The following is a 17,466-nucleotide window of genomic DNA, read 5'->3' on the forward strand; positions in this document are numbered from 1 at the left end:
GGCTATTTTCCACGATAAATAACTAATATGGTTTGAATGCGCATGTTCGTTGCCAGATAAAGACGTGCCGGCCGGCAAAATCGGTAACCCTCTCAGGCGTGGGATTGCATAATGCTCAATATATCGTGGGACCCTATGTTGATCGCTGTCTCTTATCTGGTGGCGTTTATCGCCTCCTTTGTGGCCCTGGACAGCGCCGGGAAAATTCCCCTTTCCAGCCGTAAAGCGGCTCTGTTCTGGCGCATTGCCGGCGGGATCACGCTGGGCATCGGGATCTGGTCAATGCACTTCATCGGTATGCTGTCGATGCAAATGCCGATGATGATGAGCTATGACCTATGGCTAACCCTTGCGTCTCTCGGCGTGGCGATCGTTGCCTCCACGATAGCAATAAATATTGCCGTTACGGGCAAACACCTCTCTCCCTTTCGGCTGTTCTTCGCCACGGTTATCCTCAGCGCTGGCGTGGTCGCTATGCACTATATCGGCATGGCCGCGTTGATGCTGGAAGGAAGCATCCTCTGGGATCGGCGCATTGTGGGTGTGTCCGTGATGATTGCCGTGGTCGCCTCCGGCGTGGCGCTGTGGCTGGCTTTTCGCCTTAGAGATAAGCACAAAGGGGTCTTTGTGACTCGCATTCTCGCCGCGTTAGTCATGGGCGCCGCCATTTGCGCGATGCACTATACGGGCATGAGCGCCGCGCATTTCCATGAGATGGCGCATACGCTCCCCGGCGGGGTCAGCGAGCTGGGGTTATCCATCTGGGTTTCCGTCACCACGCTCTCCCTGCTCGGCATGATGTTAATTATTTCGCTTATCGATTCGCACTGGCGGACCAGCCGGCTGACGGACAATCTGCGCCAACTCAACCGTCAGCTTGAGCTACAGGTTCGCTTTGACGCTCTCACCGGCCTCGCAAACCGCCAGCAGATGGATATCCGAATGCAGGATTGTCTGCACAGCGCCTTGTTGAGTAACAAACAATTTGCCGTGGTTTTTCTGAATGTCGATCGCTTCAGACGCGTGAATGATACCTGGGGTCACAGCGTCGGTGATGAGTTATTAATTACCATTGCCCAACGCATCACCTCCCTACTTACCCGTGAGATGACGCTGGCCAGGCTGGGTGGGGATGCCTTTATCCTGCTGGTTCCCGAATGCGACGAAGAAAAGCTCACTACCCTGCTCACGACGCTGCTTGCGGATATGCGCCGCCCGCTTTCGCTTTGCGGACATACGCTGAGTACCACCCTCAGCGCGGGTGTAAGCCTTTATCCTCAGGATGGCGAAACGCTGCATGAACTGAAGTTTAAGGCGGATGCCGCCTTACACCACGTTAAGCAAGAAGGTCGTAACGGCTGGGCGTTTTACCGCCCTGAGATGTCAACGGCGATTCCGGCGCAGCCGGGTTTTCTGCAGGAACTTTATCAGGCGCTGGAAAGCGATCGGTTTGAACTGTGGTATCAGCCAACCTGGCATGCTAAAGATAAGACAATCCACGGTTTTGAGGCTCTTCTGCGCTGGCGGCATCCGGAGCAAGGCGTTTTGCTGCCAGGTCTGTTTTTACCCACTCTGGAACAAACGGGTTTGATTATTCCGGTTGGAAACTGGGCTATTGAAGCCGCGTGTCGGCAGCTTCATTTCTGGACTGAACAAGGTTTCAGCCAGTGGACGTTATCGCTCAATTTATCCCCTATTCAGTTCGAACAGCCGGATATCTTTCACATCGTGTCGTCCATGCTGGATAAATATAATCTGTCGCCCTCAAGGCTGATCCTGGAGGTCACGGAGAGTACCGCGCTAAAAAATCTCGACCGCAGCATCGAGCTGCTCAACGCCTTTAACCATGCGGGGATCACCGTCTCTATTGATGATTTTGGCACGGGCTATTCCAATCTGCTGATGCTGAGCGTTCTTCCGGCAAAAGAGCTTAAAATCGACAAGAGCTTTGTGTTCTCTATGCTGGGAAATGAAAAAAGCCGCAAGCTGGTGGAAACCATTATTAATATTGCGCGCACCATGGAGATGACTGTCGTTGCCGAGGGGATTGAAACGGACGAACAGCAGGCAATACTGACCAGCCTCGGCTGTGACTATCTCCAGGGCTACCTTTTCTCCCGCCCCTTGCCTGCTGAACAGGTTCCGTGGCTGCTGCTACAAAAAAACTCAGACAAACAAATTATACCCATAAGTAAAATTCAAACGGACCCCGAATTTATTTCACAAAAAAATCATGCCTGACGGGATTGAGTAGAGTATGTTTCAAGGGAGTACATGCGGGTCAGTTCTGCCATGATTGCCAGGCGTATCGTGCCGATGAACAGGAAAATACTATGTCGCAAAATAGTTTTGATGCGCTTAATGCAATTAAAACGCCCGTGTGGCTCATTTCTCCTGTTTCGGAACAGATTATTTTTGCAAATGTGGCCGCAATACAGCTAACGGGTAATAAAACGCTGAATGACCTGCGTAAAGGGTCCTGTTCTGCAAGTGCGCAAACCGTACTGTCGATGTATGTTCCCGAACTGAAAAACGATCACGATATTGTCGAGATCTGGACAGTTAGCCGGGGCGGGCAGGACGTACCGATAAGCTGTCGCCTCTCCCTCACCCACGTCACGCCGGATGGTGATGTTATCGTTTTCGAAGGGATCTCTTCGCACGCCCCCTCAGGCCTGAAAGCCAGCCGTTCCGCAACCTATCAACGCAAAAAACAGGGGTTTTACGCCCGCTTTTTCCTGACCAACAGCGCACCAATGTTGCTAATCGATCCTGCCCGTGACGGGCAAATTGTCGATGCAAACCTGGCCGCGCTCAGCTTTTACGGTTATTCACATGATGAGATGTGCCGGAAGCACACCTGGGAAATTAATACGCTTGGCAGAGGCGTCATGCCCATCATGACGGAGATCGCCGCGCTGCCCGGCGGACATAAGCCCCTCAATTTTATTCACCGCCTTGCCGATGGCACCACCCGCCACGTCCAGACCTACGCGGGGCCCATTGAGATCTACGGCGACAAACTGATGCTGTGCATAATCCATGATATTACTGAGCAAAATAGGCTTGAGCAGGAGCTGGAAAATGCTGCATTACGTGACTCGATGACGGGGTTACTCAACCGACGTCAGTTTTATAACGTTATCGACCAAACCAACCTGAGCCACCTCTCCGCCCAGCAGCAATTTAGCCTGCTGCTGGTGGATACCGATCATTTTAAAAACATCAATGACCTCTTTGGTCACCTGAAGGGTGATGAGGTGCTCATCGCGCTCTCCCGAACGCTTGAAGCCTGCAGCAGACAAGATGACCTGGTGTTCCGCTGGGGCGGTGAAGAGTTTGTCATCCTGTTGCCGCGTACGTCTCTCGAAACGGCGCTGAAGATTGCCGAATCCGTCCGTGCGGCGGTCGCCCATATTACCCTCCCAGGCTTACCACGCTTTACCGTCAGTATTGGCGTGGCTCGGCATGACCCTGAAGAGAGTATTGACGCGCTGTTTAAACGTGTCGACGATGCGCTCTATCGCGCCAAAAACGATGGGCGTAATAAAGTCCTTGCGGCATGAAACTGGAGTATCGTGAAAAGCCCCGCTACAATGCCCAGCTTAAGTAAATTAACGACGGGTGGGTTGTGGCAACAATGGGAAAGACAGAAATAATACTCACCTTAATTATTTTATTGCTTATTATATTTGGCTTATGGTTTATTTTCAGCGGTGAGATTTGGTTTTTCGTTGAATATCTGGAAAACAGTCTCTACCCCACTTTTGACGCACTGTAGTGCACGTTTAATTTATTGTTTCACCTACCGAATTTGTCAGGTATCTGCATTGCCCTCAGCCACGTAAGATACGCGGCGTTATCCTCCAACAATGTTGATAACGAATCACTAAATCATTTGCTTATTTCGCCCGTTCTCTGACGGGCTTTTTTTATTTCCGGCTATTAAGCAAAATCAGGGTTTTCGCCCGTCAGTCACCATGTTGGTGTAGCACCGCTCTGCTCCAGTCATAAAAGGCGCGTACCGAAGGCGGGAGAAAGCGGTTTTGTGGATAGACAAGCGAAAGCGGTAAATCGAAAGAGACGTCCTCCATACAGCGAACCAACGCCCCGCTCTTCAGATACGGCTCAGCCAGATAGCTGGCCACGCGAATTAATCCGAGCCCTTGAATTCCGGCCTGGATATAGGCGTCGGTGTCATCGACGATCAGCGTCTCCTTCATGCGGATTGCACAATCGCCGCCATCACGCGTAAAAAACCAGTCAATGGTACGCCCGGTGCGGTGGTTCAGGTAGCCGACTGCGTAATGCTTTTCCAGTTGGTCGAGATTTTCCGGCTTACCGCAGGCGGCTATATAGCCCGGAGAAGCCAGAACAACCCATCTGAAGTTCGCCAGAGGGCGTGCGACCAGCGACGTTGAATCTTCGATCCTCCCGGTGCGGATCACGCAGTCATACCCTTCCTGAATAATGTCCTCCACGTTATCGCTGGAACAGAGTATCAGCTCCAGCTCGGGATACTGGCGGAGAAATTCCGGGAGACTGGGAAGAATGCAATGTCGGGCGAGAGACTGCGGCATCCCGACTTTAAAACGGCCTCTTGGCTGCGCGGATCTGCCGGGAAAGGCAGACTCCATTGTCGCAATATCCGTCAGTAGCCGTTTGCTCTCGTCATAGTAACGTCGGCCTTCTGCGGTCACGCTGAGTTTCCGGGTGGTGCGCTGTAAAAGCTGAATGCCCAGGTATGTCTCCAGCTCCTTAACGACCCGCGATACGGTTGAGCGCGGTAGCCCCAGCACTTCTGCCGCCCTGGCGAAGCTGTGGGTCTCGACCACACTAACGTATACCCGCATTGATTCCAGTTTATCCATATTCCCACCGCGCCTGAAAAGATCGATTATCCCATTTTTACGAACAGTCTAACTTATGCTTGTCGTCTTATCGAATGCAGCCATCTGACATAACCTTGCTCAAGTTGAAGTAATCAAGCGATTTAACAAAGAGAGGCTCAGTATGAAAGAACGTGATATCACGACAGGCGAAAAAGTATTAGTGCTTGGTGCAGGACAATTGGGCGCTGCCGTGCTGGAGTATCTGGTTCCGGCAGTCGCGCAGCGCGACGGTGCTGTCTCTGTTATCGTATCGCCCGGCTCCAGGGACAGCCGGGGTAAGCTTCTGTCCGAAACGCATCAAAAACTGGCTGATGCAGGGGCCAAATTTATCTCTGTCGATGTCGCTGCCAGCACGATTGACGCGTTAAAAAACCACTTCGCGGATTTTGATACTGTTATCAACTGCATGGGGTTTGTCGCTGGCGCGGGAACACAGATAAAGATTACTCGCGCGGTACTGGAGGCTGGCGTTAAACGCTATTTTCCCTGGCAGTTTGGCGTGAATTACGATGTGGTAGGCAAAGGGAGCGGTCAGCCCGTCTGGGACGAGCAGTATGATGTCAGGACGCTACTGCGGGAACAGAACGCGACGGAATGGGTGATTGTTTCAACCGGCATGTTTACCAGTTTTCTCTTCGAACCGGCATTTGATGTGGTGAATTTATCCGAAAAAACCATTAATGCGCTCGGGGGATGGGAAACACAGGTTACCGTGACATCACCTGCGGATATTGGCCGACTCACCACCGAAATTTATTTGCATCAGCCGCGGATCGTAAATGAAGTGATATTTGTCGCAGGTGAAACAACCTCATACGGAAAACTGGCAGAAACCGTTGAACGTGTGACCGGCCAAACGTTCACTAAAGACGTATTACCCCTCTCTGCGTTACTGGATGAGCTGCGTTTGAAACCGGATGATACGATGACAGGCTATCGCACGGCCTTCGCCAGGGGAGACGGTGTATGGTGGCCGATGAAAGATACCTGGAATGTACAGAATAACCTGCCGACCCAGGATATAGCGTCATGGCTAAAAACCGTCATTTGAGGACATCTCTTTTCAGGACGCTAATGAAAACTGGCGCTGTCAGCCGCGCCAGCTCTGGATTTAGCCGTGGTTACCTTGCGTTAACAGCAAGCCAGTACCGATTAGTGCTTGGTTATGTACTCACTCTGTAACATCATGTCTGATAGTGGTTTTTTCTTATCTGCAAAAACCAATACCGACATTTTTACCGCAGGCAAAAAAGTTTTCTGTTTTGTGATCTAGCGACAGTTCTTACTGGAAATTTTGAAGTCCAGAGATCGACGGCAGATTATTCCCCTACTGCACTTTGTTCAATGCCTGCTAGTCTATCTCGCAGGTCCATTACCAATGGCATATCAAAGAAACCAAACACTCCTTCAAAATGCTTTTCCGTAAACGGAGGTTGAGCTAACCGCTCTGGGCTCATCGTACCGTTTTCAGTTAGCCAATCGATAATGGTATTCACAAATTGGATCTGATGGCTGTCGAAGCGGGTTTCATCAAGATAATCAGCAAATGCTGCCTTTGCGGCATTACGATCAAGCCCGACTAACTCGCGAATAAAAACACCCAAAGGTTTGTCTGGATGTATGGTCTGCTGATACGTATCGATATCATCAATACCGCTGGCTTCAAAAAGCTTATTGTCGAGTTGCTCCAGATCGAGTTTTGTTATCTGCTGCCCACGACGTAGTCTCTGAATTGTTAAATCATGCTGATGCTCACGAACCCAGGATTCGACGCGCTTACGATAAAGCGTTAGCGCATCACTATAGCCAAAGCTGTAATGTGCTTCATTCTCCTGAAGCGTTACAACTTCATCCTGGAAATTAGTATATACTGCAGCCGACTTTTCTTTATCAATAAATCGGAGCAGCAAGCGCAAACGACGGCGAGTGATTTCAAGATCTTCCAGCGTCAAATCCTGCCAAAAGTTTTTGCTTAGCACATATTCAATCCAGTCAATTTGAGCCTCCACGAGAGGAATGCTGGCCCTGCTTTTCAATTGCTGTACTACTTGCAGCAATCTGTCTTGTTGCTTATCGCTGACCCCCCGTCGCTCTGTGAGTGAAAGTTGCATCGTCAAAATTAATTGATCAAACCTCAACGCCAACTCATCTTCCTGTTCATCACTGGCAATTGGTTCAGCCTCACAAGGCAGACAAGAAATTTGGCTTACCAGTTCCCCCAAATGCTCATCTGTTAAATTTTGCCAGACTTCTTCTTTTTGGTACTTTTCCACCAGTTTGCGATTGGGGCGGACGATGAAATTATCCAGATTCATGCCAACTACACGATGGTGCAACATTTTTAGTAAATACTGTCTGAGTTCTGCTTCATACACACCGCCTGCCTCACTTTGTTTTAAGATCTGGGCCAGCCATAGTCGGTTCTCAAACAATGCCTGTGACAGCGATTTACTGGATGAATCCACAGCACCTTGCGGATTCATTTCGAAATATTCGAAGTTCTGACAAATATCAAAAACCTTGAATTCTGTTTTGTCATTATCCGGGCTGATCGGCCCGAATAAGTTGGCGCACAAACGAGTGCCACGCCCAAGCATTTGCAGAAATTTGACTTTGGATTTCACGACTTTGAAGAACACCAGATTTGCTACCTCTGGTACATCTACTCCGGTATCCAGCATATCGACCGAAATAGCCAGCGTCATCGGGATATTCGGATCAACAGGCTGGCGCTCACCTTTAAACTCTTCAATCAAACTTTCAGCATATTTCTCTTTGTAGGTAATAGTACGAGCAAATTTGCCTTTAAATTTAGGAAAATGATCATCAAACACTTTGTTGATAAATTGAGCATGCTGTTTATTGGCAGCAAAAATAATCGTTTTTGCCAGACGATCACCACCAGCAACTTTGATCCCCCGCTCCATGAGTACTTTGAGTGCCTCAACGACCGTCGACTCATTAAATAAAAACTCATTAATCTCTGAAGGCAATACTTCATCTCGCTCCTGAAGCTCTTCATTGCTTTCCCACTCTTCCTGCTCTTCTTTGCTGAGATCGCTATATTTGATCCCTTCGCGCACAAAACCCAGTCCGACACGGACATCACGCGGCGGGACCAGATAACCATCATCGATCGCTTCCTGCAGTTCATACGCAAAGGTAGGATCGTTGTTAGGGAGTTGGAAAACGTCATAGGTGTTTTTATCAAGATCAGCTTTTGGCGTCGCAGTCAGACCAACCAGCAGTGAATCAAAATAGTCGAAGATATAGCCATACTTCTTGTAAACCGAACGGTGCGCCTCATCAACAATTACTAAATCAAAATGTCCAACGCCAAACAGACGGCTGTCTGGCGGAGCGCTAAGCAAGTTCATCATGGTGGGATAAGTAGACAAATAGAGCCGACCTTTCAGCGTACTGGTCGCCCCCGATAAAATTTCCGGCGAACACTTAGGTAGTAGTTTTGAGAATTCTTTTTTCGCCTGAGTCACCAGCGCATTTCGGTCGGCCAGAAAAAGCGCATTCTTAACCCAACCGGCACGCATTAATAAATCCACCAGCCCGATGATAGTACGGGTTTTTCCGGTTCCCGTTGCCATCACTAACAATGCTTTACGCCGGCGTTGTTGATCAAACTGCTCGCAGACTGCACGAATAGCCTGCTGCTGATATGGGCGCTTAAAACCAGCAATATGGCTATCAATTTCAATGCTGTTCAGTGCCTTCGCCAGTTCCCGCCTATCAATCAAGCGCTGCATTTCATCTTTTGACAAAAATCCCTGAACTTTACGCGGCGTGTAACTCAGGTCGTCCCAGAAGAAAATCTCATAGCCGTTGGTAAAATAAATAAGCGGTCGACGGCCACCAAAACGCGGATCCTGCTGCAAACAATCAGCATATAGTTCAGCCTGACGCTTACCCTGCTGAACATCCGCCGTTGTTCGTTTGGCCTCAACAACCGCCAGTGGTTTTCCATCATCTCCCCACAAGACATAATCAATAAAACCATTACCCATTGGATTATGGCTAGAAATAGGCATTCCACTGACCGGATACTCCCGATCGCGACTGTCAGTCAGCAACCAACCCATCTCTTTCAGGTATTGGTCGATAATGAAGTGGCGAGTTTCAGCTTCGTTGTAGTTATGGCTGTCCTTAACTTCAACGTTTTGTTGCTTACGCTCGGCAACTTTCGCTTTAAGCTGTTCCAGTTCCTGACGGAGAGAAGCATTTTCCCGTTCTCGGTTTTGCTCTTCGCGTTCTTGCTGAGCATCCCGATCTTCGAGTTGCTTCTGTAATTCTTTGAGTTTTTGAGCACTACGGGTAATCAGCCCGGCATCAACCTGAACCGTTTGGGGTATATCTTTGAGATCAAAAATCTGATTCGCTGCGGGCTTGTGCGCAGTATAGGTGCGATAGAGCCAATAAAGAACATGGTGCAATTCTTTCAGCGTTTGTGTGGCGACAGCGGCACTCACCTTCGCAGAACTGTGCACTGCATTATTGCCTGATTTCTGGATCGCTTTAATCTTAGGAAAAACGCTCGAACCTACCAGATCGCGAAAATCTGGCTGGTTTATTAACGTGTTAAGGCTAGTGTCATACTTAGGTTTTAGTAATCCCCTGTCGAATTCATACATCCAGTGAACGGCTCGCTCCAACGTGTAACGACTGTAAAAACAGCAGGTACGCGGATCGCTATTGAGCACTCTTTCCGCTTGCTGAGCGTTTAGCTGAATTTCTGACCACTCACTTAAGAAAGCAAAATTCGACATTGGGTTTCCTTGCTGATTAGGATGCTTTTTTCAGGTCTAGTTTTCCAGAGAAGGCATTTTGCATTAATGATTCAAAAATCATTTTATTTTGTTCTTTGATCTCCAGATTTTTTCTCGCTTGTAAATTTAATACATTAAGAAAAGATATAAACTTACTCTGCATTTGAATTGGAGGTAATGGAATTTCAAGTGAACGAACATTATTCGCCGAGATCGTATTCAGCCCTGAGGTTGTATTGCATATTTTATTTATCTGAACACGACCACCTTCTGAATTTATAAAGCGACTAACAAATTCAGGAACAGCTACAGCTTGATCAAAACGTACTCTAATGAGATGGTTTTGGTGGGTGCAATTCATGATGCTACCGTCCCATACGGCAGTACGACCAATCTCATCTTTATTCCCATGCCCCTCTACAACTAACATATCTCCAACTTTCAAACTAGTTCGCTCAAGTTCGACTTGAGTAACTCGTATTTTCTTAATTTCATCGAGTTTCAATTCATTTTTGTAGATATTGGCCACACGTAAATAATCAACCTCCAACGGTAAGGTTGAACGCTTGCCTGTAACCTGGAGCCCGCCTTGAACTTCGGCGATATCACCAAGGGTAACTTTAGGCCACGCCAATGGATTAGTAATAGGATCCCCAAACATTTCCAAAAATACAGCTTGTGCCATTGCGGTAAGTTCAGATTCCATTTGAATTGATTGCTTAAGCAAACCCCTCCCCTGCATGAGTATTGCAGCTATTCTCTCTTGAATTGAAACCGGAGGTAACGGGATTTCTAGTTCAAGAAATCGTTTACGATCCAAATTTGAAATATTAGTTGTCTGTTTCCCAAGCAATCGAATATCATGCTGAACCTGCCCTGAGTTAATAAATAAATATAAATAATCTGGCAAAACTTTATCCCAAACGGGTCTCAATATAGAAATGAACCCTCCAGCAGTGGCCTGGTAGTCAAGCTTTGGTACCTGCACGACTTTACCTACTAAGTTCCAACTATTGGCACTAGATATTAAGATATCACCATGTCTTAGAAAGAGTTCTTCTCTTTTAACAAGAGCCTTTGGAACAGCGATTAAATCTGATTCGTCCAGTTCCTCCTGGATATTTTTTGTTCTCATACAAACAACAGCATCAGGGTCAGATGCTTCTATCTTTTCTTCAGGTTTGAAAGTGATTCCTCTTATAAATGTAAGGACCTCACCCAACTTCACCATCGGCCAACTCACAGCATCTTCTCCAAATCTGCAATCCCCTGCTCCATCGCCTTTTGCAGGGTTTTAATCCGCTGCAAAATCACCGCCGGTGAGTCATATGTCATTTCATCGTACACCACTTCTTTATAACGGTTGATGCTGAGATCGTACTCTTTCTCTACAATCTCGCTTTTCGGTACAAAGAAGCTTTGTTCGGTACGCTGCCGGGTTAGTTCTTTATGAGCGTTTTGCCAACGCCAAAGAACATCTGGGATGTTGTTCAATTTATGGTTCAGCAATTCTGAAGGTGCCAGTGGGCCTTCAGCAACCTTTTCGTCTACCGTGTCGGCTTCGGTGATCAGCAACTGGTCTTTGACTAATGGCGTTCTCTTGTCATCCAGTGAGAAACCATCAGCCTGCATGTCATAAAACCAGACGTCATCGGTACCGCCACTGTTGGTTTTGGTAAAGAACAGTATTGCAGTGGAAACGCCCGTATAGGGTTTGAAGACGCCTGACGGCAAAGACACCACCGCTTCCAGCTTATGTTGTTCAACCAATGTTTTGCGGATTTCACGGTGTGATTTCGTCGAACCAAACAAAACACCATCCGGAACAATTACAGCAGCGCGGCCACCCGGCTGCAGCATACGCAGGATCAGCGCCAGGAACAGCAGTTCGGTTTTCTCACTTGGTTCCTTTTTCTTCTTCTCTTCGCCGTCAACTGTTTTAGCAGTTTTCTTCTCTGCCTTTTTCGGTGATTTACCCAGTGCACTCAGCAAATCCGGCGATAATTCATCATAAGCTACACTCCCCTTAAACGGTGGATTAGCCAGGATCAGAGTGAATTTGTCTTTGATATTGTCTTCGCCATAATCCATCAGACTGTCACGATATTCGACGGTCGGATTCTCAACACCATGCTGCATCAGGTTCATCGCGCCGATACGCAACATCGCCTGATCAAAGTCGTAGGCATTGAACATCTGATTATGGAAATGGCGAGCATTTTCTGGTTTTAACAGCGCATTCTTATGATGCGTTCGCACATACTCTTCTGCCGCCATCAAAAAACCGCAGGTACCAGAGGCTGGGTCACAAATCACGTCGCTCCACTCACCACCGAGTTTCGGCTCTACCATATTCACCATCATTTTGATGATATGGCGCGGTGTACGAAACTGCCCGTTAGTCCCCGCATTTTGCAGCTTACTCAACATATATTCGTAGAGATCGCCTTTAGTGTCTTGGTCATCCATCTCCAGCTTATCTACCAGATTGACCACCTTATCCAGCAACGGGGCGCTGGGGATCATAAAGATGGCATCCTTCATATGACGGGCAAAGGTACTTTGCTCACCATTAATGGTTTTGATGAACGGAAAGACCTCATCCCTTACTAAGGTAAGCATATCCTCGGGATCAATATTCTTGAATTTACTCCAGCGATAATGCTGCTTATCAGGACCAAAAATAGACTCTTGCACACCATCGCTACGTAGTATTGCTTGCCTCTCACGCTGAGTTTCAAGCTCGTCGAGACGTCTGATGAACAGCAGATAGGTGAACTGTTCAATTACCGAAATGGGATTAGCGATTCCGCCGGTCCAAAAGGTGGTCCAGATCTCATCAACCTGATTACGTAGCTTACCTGTTAACATATGATTCCCAGTGATTTTTACTTCCCCGATTCGACAATCAGGGATAACAAATAGGGTTTGGCCAAGGCCAGAGAAAGTTGACGTATTGTACCAATGAAAAGAGTTCCTTTGGCATTTTTTCCTCCGGAGCATCGAGACAGATGTAAAAATGAACTATGCGAATAACTCGCATTTTGCCGGTCAGTACGCTACTTTTACATCTACAATGATATAGTAACCAAAAGAAACTAAATTCACAGAATCTCACGCACCAAAGGACACCCCGCCATGCGTCTGAGACAACTGCGCCATTTTATAGTCGTCGCGGAAGAGAAAAGCATCAGTCGGGCAGCAGCACGCCTTTGCATTGAGCCCTCACCACTTTCACATTCAATCATAAAGCTTGAAGAACAGTTAGGAATGACGTTATTTCACAGAAACGGCGCATTACGTCTGACCCGTGCCGGAGAATCCTTTGCCCTTGAAGTTAGTAAGATGCTCCATGCTTTTGAAGAAGCCAAAACCCAGGCGCTGGCAATTGCTAATGGTTATGGCGACGTTCTGCATATCGGACTCGCCGATGGACTGACTCATCCCGTACTCATTAATCTGTTGCGTTTGTGCCGGGAACAGACACCAGATATCAGCATCGATATCATGGAAGCCAATACGCCACATCTGGTTCAGGAGCTCCTCGGCAATAATCTGGATGCCCTTTTCACTCTACATCCGGATACCCCTGCGGGCTGTCTGAGGCGACTGGCGTGGCGCGATCGCCCCTGTGTACTCCTTCCCTCCGGACATCCCCTTGTTGGATGTTGCCAGGTAAACCCAGAATTACTACAGTCATATCCGCTGATTTTGCATCATCCTGCGTGATGCCCCGGCCCCTACACATTGCTTAATCGCTGGCTGGATGGCTTATCAGGTCCCCATCAGATTGCTGGCTATGCCGCCACGCTCGAGTCCCTGTTTTCGATGGTTTCCGCAGGTTACGGCATCGGGTTTGCGTTACAAACACGCGCTGAGCAGTTTCAAATCAAAAAATTAATCCTCCGCCCGCTGGATACCACCAGCCACGTCCCGGTCTGGTTTTACTGAGACGGAATAGTCCCGAACCTGCCGCACTTAAGCGATTTATTCATCTGGTGAGAAAAGCGCGCATCTGTGGTGCATAATGGAAATATTAATGTCTTGCAACGGATATTAATTACCGATAGTAGCGACATTCAGAGTATCAATCGCCTGATTTATATCGCAATGATATCCATTGTCCGCACAGCGACTTAATTCTGACATTTATTGTCCTTTCGGCTTCTTTATTTACCTGGCAATAATTTTTTCATCCGTATCTGTAATCGGGAGCGATGGTTACCTTGCGTTAACAGGCAACCGGTACTGATTAGTACCTTTCAATATATATCGTCCGGCTATATGCCACGTCTTCCGGGTTATTGATTGGGTAGCCCTTCACCCAAGGCTTAATCAGGCGACCGTTAGTGTACTGATAAATTGGCGCGATGGGCGCCTTCTCCATAAGGATTTTCTCCGCCATGTTGTAGTCCGCATTTCGCGCCTTCGCGGTGGTTTCCAGCGTCGCCTGCTGGACGATCTTATCGTAGGCAGGGTCATTAAAGCGGGAGATGTTGCCGCTGTGGGTGGAGGTCAACAATGACAGGAACGTTGATGGTTCGTTGTAATCGCCCACCCATGAGGCGCGGATCACATCAAAGTTGCCGGAGTTACGGCTATCAATGTAGGTTTTCCACTCCTGGTTTTGCAGTTTGACATCCACACCGAGATTTTTCTTCCACATGGAGGCCACCGCAATCGCGATTTTCTGGTGGTTTTCCGAAGTGTTATACAGCAGGTTCAGCTTTAGCGGACGCTGAGGACCGTATCCTGCAGCCTGCAGCAAGGTTTTGGCCTGGGCGTTCAGCTCCTGCTGCGACATCTGCTCAAACGGCGAGGCGTCCGGAGTGAACCCTGCCGTCACGTCTGGGGTGAAGTGCCAGGCGGGCTTCTCCCCCGTCCCTAACACCTTTTCTGCCATGATACGACGGTCGATGCTCATACTCAGCGCCAGACGAACCCGTGCATCCGCCGTCGGGCCTTTTTGGGTGTTAAAGGCATAGTAATACGTTCCCAACTGAGGCGGCGTATAAACCTGCCCCGGAATGTCCTTCATGAGCTTCTGATACATGTTTTTTGGGAACGATTCGGTAATATCAATATCCCCTGCCAGGTAGCGTTTGGTCGCCGACGATTCCTGATTAATCGGCACGAAGGTCACCTTCTGCAGTACCGTTTTGGCATTGTCCCAGTAGTGCGTATTGGGCACCACAACCAGTTTTTCATTCACCACGCGGTCCTTCAGAACGTAAGCCCCGTTCCCCACCAGCGCGCCCGGCCGCGTCCACTCTTTACCGCTTTCGACGTTAGCTTTTTGCACTGGATAGAAGGCAAAGTTCGCCGTCAGGTTGCTGAACCACGGCAGCGGTTTGTCCAGCTGAACGCGTAACGTTCTGGCGTCCACCGCCGTCACACCCAGCGTATCGGGCGCGGCTTTGCCGTCAATAATGGCCTGCGCGTTATTAATTCCCGCCAGCGCGGCAAACCAGGCAAACGGAGAGGTGGTTTTCGGGTCAACCAGACGCTGCCAGCTGTAGACAAAATCCTGGGCGGTGACAGGGGAGCCGTCGGACCATTTCGCGTCATCGCGTAAGGTAAACATCCAGACGCGGTTATCGTTGCTCTGCCAGCGTGTCGCCACGCCCGGCGTCAGCTCCCCTTTCTCATTCTGATTAACCAGGCCTTCAAAGAGATCGCGAATCACCTGAATCTCTGGCAACCCCACGGCTTTCGCCGGATCCAGCGAAGCCGGCTCGTCTTTAATATGCCTGACCAGCTCCTGTTTTTGCGCCAGCGCAGTGCCCTGCGGCACGTCAGCTGCGAAAGAAAGTGAAGAGAGCCCGCACAGGCACAGTGCGGCAAAAAGACGCGAAACAGGATGCTTCATAAGATCCCCTTTAATGAATTCAGGTATTAAGCAGATGCGTAATTATTTGTTTCGACAAAGAGAAATGCAAATAACTTACGCCTGAATAGTGATTTAAGGCAATTCTTAGCCATTACGGAAACTATTTGATTAACAGCGGGTTTTGCACAACACTGCCAGTAGTGACTTCTTTATCAGGATTTCGTATGGCAACCACCCGACCGAGAGCGGAACGCGGCGCCTTTCCGCCGGGCGCTGAGCAATATGGCCGCTCCTTTTTAGGCGCATCGCTGATCTGGTTCCCCGCCCCCGACGCAGACCGCGAAAGCGGCTTGATTCTTGCCGGCACGCACGGGGATGAAAACTCCTCCATCGTGACGCTTTCCTGCGCGCTGCGGACGCTGACGCCGTCATTGCGACGTCATCACGTGATTCTGGCGGTTAACCCGGACGGCTGCCAGCTGGGTCTTCGCGGCAATGCGCGAGGCGTTGACTTAAACCGTAATTTTCCATCAGCAAACTGGCGCGCCGGGGAAACGGTGTATCGCTGGAACAGCTCCGCCGAGGAGCGTGATGTGGTTCTGCTAACGGGAGATAAGCCGGGCTCAGAGCCGGAAACCCAGGCGCTGTGCCAGCTAATCCATAAGATCCATCCCGCGTGGGTGGTCTCCTTCCACGATCCGCTGGCCTGTATTGAAGATCCGCGTCACTCCGAGCTTGGCGCGTGGCTGGCAGACGCTTTCGCCCTGCCGCTCGTGACCAGCGTGGGCTATGAAACGCCAGGCTCGTTCGGTAGCTGGTGCGCCGATTTGAGCCTGCCCTGCATAACCGCTGAATTCCCGCCGATCTCCTCCGACGAGGCCAGCGAAAAATACTTAAAAGCCATGGTGGATCTTTTACGCTGGCAGCCTCAGAGATGAAGCACGCCGCTGGTAAAATGGAGCGCGGGAGAAACGTCAACCGCCAGCCACGTCGGGCCGTCCAGATCGGCGAAACGGACCTGATTGACCAGCGGTAGCGCCGCGCCGATTGCCCGGGACGTACAGAGCATACAGCCCAGCATCAGTGAAAAACCTTGCGCCCGGGCTTCTGCCGCCAGGGCCAGCGCCTCTGTCAGCCCGCCGGTCTTGTCGAGCTTAATATTAATCATCTCGTAGAGGCCCTGCAGCTCGCTCAAGCTCGCGCGGGTGTGACAGCTTTCATCCGCACAAACGGGCAACGGATGGATAAAGTTCTTCAGCGCCGCGTCATCTTTTGCTGGCAGAGGCTGCTCCAGCATGGCCACCCCCAGGTCGGCCAGCAGCTGACAGCGGGCGGCCAGCCCTTCTGGATGCCATGATTCATTGGCATCAACAATCAGCGTGGCTGAGGGTACCGCCGCGCGAATGGCGACCATCCGCTCGCTAATCAGTCGATCGTCGAGCTTCACCTTCAGCAGCCGGGCCCCGGCGTCATAAAGCGCTTTGGCGCTGGCGGCCATCTGTTCCGGCTCGCCAATCACTACCGTTTGCGCGGTAGCGACCGATTCCGGCAGCGCCACGCCCAGCAATGCTGTCAGGGGTTGCTGCTGTTTCGCCGCCTCGAGACTCCAGAGCGCACTATCAATGGCGTTACGTGCGGCCCCGGCGGGCAAACGATGCTGTAATGCCTCGCGCGTGAGCCCGGTTTGCAGGTCTGGCACCAGCGTCATGATATGCGCCATCACTGACGCGAGGCTTTCACCATAGCGCGGGTAAGGCGTACACTCCCCTACGCCTTTAAAACCGTCCTCTTCGATTTCAACGACCACCACGCTGGCTTCGCTTCGGCTGCCGCGGGAGATCACAAACGGGGTATGCAATGGCCAGGCTTCTTCATAGACCTTAACGCTTCTCATCACTGACTCCTTGCAGCCCGGAAAGGCGAAAAAATTTGGTTTGCCGTGTTATCCGCGGATGGCATACACTAG

The 17,466-nt window shown here is 49.8% G+C and carries 12 protein-coding genes; 6 read left to right on the plus strand and 6 right to left on the minus strand.

The annotated features are described in order from the left end of the window. Positions 1-111: 111 nt before the first annotated feature. The 3 genes from ACMGGH_RS18000 to ACMGGH_RS18010 all read left to right on the plus strand — a co-directional run bounded on the left by ACMGGH_RS18000 (position 112) and on the right by ACMGGH_RS18010 (position 3,781). A complete protein-coding gene (locus ACMGGH_RS18000; RefSeq protein WP_232948320.1) occupies positions 112-2,241 on the plus strand; it encodes a putative bifunctional diguanylate cyclase/phosphodiesterase in 2,130 nt (709 codons plus the stop codon). Positions 2,242-2,333: 92 nt separating this feature from the next. Continuing rightward, positions 2,334-3,566 carry a sensor domain-containing diguanylate cyclase gene (locus tag ACMGGH_RS18005; protein ID WP_232948321.1) on the plus strand — a complete coding sequence of 411 codons (1,233 nt, stop codon included), beginning with the start codon at positions 2,334-2,336 and terminating at the stop codon, positions 3,564-3,566. A gap of 74 nt (positions 3,567-3,640) precedes the next feature. Continuing rightward, positions 3,641-3,781, plus strand: coding sequence for an Ecr family regulatory small membrane protein (locus ACMGGH_RS18010; protein WP_032644880.1), 141 nt, complete (start codon positions 3,641-3,643; stop codon positions 3,779-3,781). A 190-nt stretch (positions 3,782-3,971) separates the two neighbouring features. On the opposite strand, the gene ACMGGH_RS18015 is transcribed toward ACMGGH_RS18010, so the two are convergent. Beyond that, positions 3,972-4,871 (minus strand): LysR family transcriptional regulator, encoded by a 900-nt coding sequence (locus tag ACMGGH_RS18015; protein ID WP_150143959.1) that lies wholly within the window; start codon positions 4,869-4,871, stop codon positions 3,972-3,974. Positions 4,872-5,013: 142 nt separating this feature from the next. On the opposite strand from ACMGGH_RS18015, the gene ACMGGH_RS18020 reads away from it, so the two are divergent. After that, positions 5,014-5,943 (plus strand): aromatic alcohol reductase, encoded by a 930-nt coding sequence (locus ACMGGH_RS18020; RefSeq protein ID WP_232948322.1) that lies wholly within the window; start codon positions 5,014-5,016, stop codon positions 5,941-5,943. A gap of 268 nt (positions 5,944-6,211) precedes the next feature. On the opposite strand, the gene ACMGGH_RS18025 is transcribed toward ACMGGH_RS18020, so the two are convergent. Genes ACMGGH_RS18025 through ACMGGH_RS18035 form a run of 3 tightly spaced genes read right to left on the minus strand, consistent with a single transcriptional unit; the run spans position 6,212 to position 12,541 of the window. Beyond that, complete coding sequence (locus ACMGGH_RS18025; protein WP_192971150.1) at positions 6,212-9,670, minus strand: DEAD/DEAH box helicase family protein; 3,459 nt, start codon at positions 9,668-9,670, stop codon at positions 6,212-6,214. 16 nt (positions 9,671-9,686) lie between these two features. Then, complete coding sequence (locus ACMGGH_RS18030) at positions 9,687-10,913, minus strand: restriction endonuclease subunit S (RefSeq protein ID WP_192971151.1); 1,227 nt, start codon at positions 10,911-10,913, stop codon at positions 9,687-9,689. Continuing rightward, positions 10,910-12,541: a type I restriction-modification system subunit M gene (locus tag ACMGGH_RS18035; RefSeq protein ID WP_192971152.1), complete on the minus strand. Its 1,632-nt coding sequence runs from the start codon at positions 12,539-12,541 to the stop codon at positions 10,910-10,912. The genes ACMGGH_RS18030 and ACMGGH_RS18035 overlap by 4 nt, the downstream gene beginning before the upstream one ends. A gap of 267 nt (positions 12,542-12,808) precedes the next feature. Between ACMGGH_RS18035 and ACMGGH_RS18040 the strand changes: the two genes are divergently transcribed. After that, positions 12,809-13,399, plus strand: a complete 591-nt coding sequence (locus ACMGGH_RS18040) for a LysR family transcriptional regulator (protein ID WP_232948323.1) — start codon at positions 12,809-12,811, stop codon at positions 13,397-13,399. Positions 13,400-13,922: 523 nt separating this feature from the next. Here the strand turns inward: ACMGGH_RS18040 and ACMGGH_RS18045 are convergent. After that, a complete protein-coding gene (locus ACMGGH_RS18045) occupies positions 13,923-15,539 on the minus strand; it encodes a peptide ABC transporter substrate-binding protein (RefSeq protein WP_232948324.1) in 1,617 nt (538 codons plus the stop codon). A gap of 185 nt (positions 15,540-15,724) precedes the next feature. Between ACMGGH_RS18045 and mpaA the strand changes: the two genes are divergently transcribed. Beyond that, positions 15,725-16,438 carry a murein tripeptide amidase MpaA gene (mpaA, locus tag ACMGGH_RS18050; protein WP_219358430.1) on the plus strand — a complete coding sequence of 238 codons (714 nt, stop codon included), beginning with the start codon at positions 15,725-15,727 and terminating at the stop codon, positions 16,436-16,438. Here mpaA and ycjG read toward each other — a convergent pair. Next, on the minus strand, positions 16,429-17,394 hold the full coding sequence (ycjG, locus tag ACMGGH_RS18055; RefSeq protein ID WP_232948325.1) for an L-Ala-D/L-Glu epimerase: 966 nt from the start codon (positions 17,392-17,394) through the stop codon (positions 16,429-16,431). The genes mpaA and ycjG overlap by 10 nt on opposite strands. Between the last annotated feature and the right edge of the window lie 72 nt (positions 17,395-17,466).

It is taken from the genome of Enterobacter sp. BNK-16, from assembly GCF_048684955.1.
GTDB classification, from domain to species: Bacteria; Pseudomonadota; Gammaproteobacteria; order Enterobacterales; family Enterobacteriaceae; genus Enterobacter; species Enterobacter bugandensis.

Bases quoted from the DNA above. Each gene is read 5' to 3' on its own strand.
- ACMGGH_RS18000 (WP_232948320.1), top strand. From the start codon at position 112: ATGCTCAATATATCGTGGGACCCTATGTTGATCGCTGTCTCTTATCTG.
- ACMGGH_RS18005 (WP_232948321.1), top strand. From the start codon at position 2,334: ATGTCGCAAAATAGTTTTGATGCGCTTAATGCAATTAAAACGCCCGTG.
- ACMGGH_RS18010 (WP_032644880.1), top strand. From the start codon at position 3,641: ATGGGAAAGACAGAAATAATACTCACCTTAATTATTTTATTGCTTATT.
- ACMGGH_RS18015 (WP_150143959.1), bottom strand. From the start codon at position 4,871: ATGGATAAACTGGAATCAATGCGGGTATACGTTAGTGTGGTCGAGACC.
- ACMGGH_RS18020 (WP_232948322.1), top strand. From the start codon at position 5,014: ATGAAAGAACGTGATATCACGACAGGCGAAAAAGTATTAGTGCTTGGT.
- ACMGGH_RS18025 (WP_192971150.1), bottom strand. From the start codon at position 9,670: ATGTCGAATTTTGCTTTCTTAAGTGAGTGGTCAGAAATTCAGCTAAAC.
- ACMGGH_RS18035 (WP_192971152.1), bottom strand. From the start codon at position 12,541: ATGTTAACAGGTAAGCTACGTAATCAGGTTGATGAGATCTGGACCACC.
- ACMGGH_RS18040 (WP_232948323.1), top strand. From the start codon at position 12,809: ATGCGTCTGAGACAACTGCGCCATTTTATAGTCGTCGCGGAAGAGAAA.
- ACMGGH_RS18045 (WP_232948324.1), bottom strand. From the start codon at position 15,539: ATGAAGCATCCTGTTTCGCGTCTTTTTGCCGCACTGTGCCTGTGCGGG.
- mpaA (WP_219358430.1), top strand. From the start codon at position 15,725: ATGGCAACCACCCGACCGAGAGCGGAACGCGGCGCCTTTCCGCCGGGC.
- ycjG (WP_232948325.1), bottom strand. From the start codon at position 17,394: ATGAGAAGCGTTAAGGTCTATGAAGAAGCCTGGCCATTGCATACCCCG.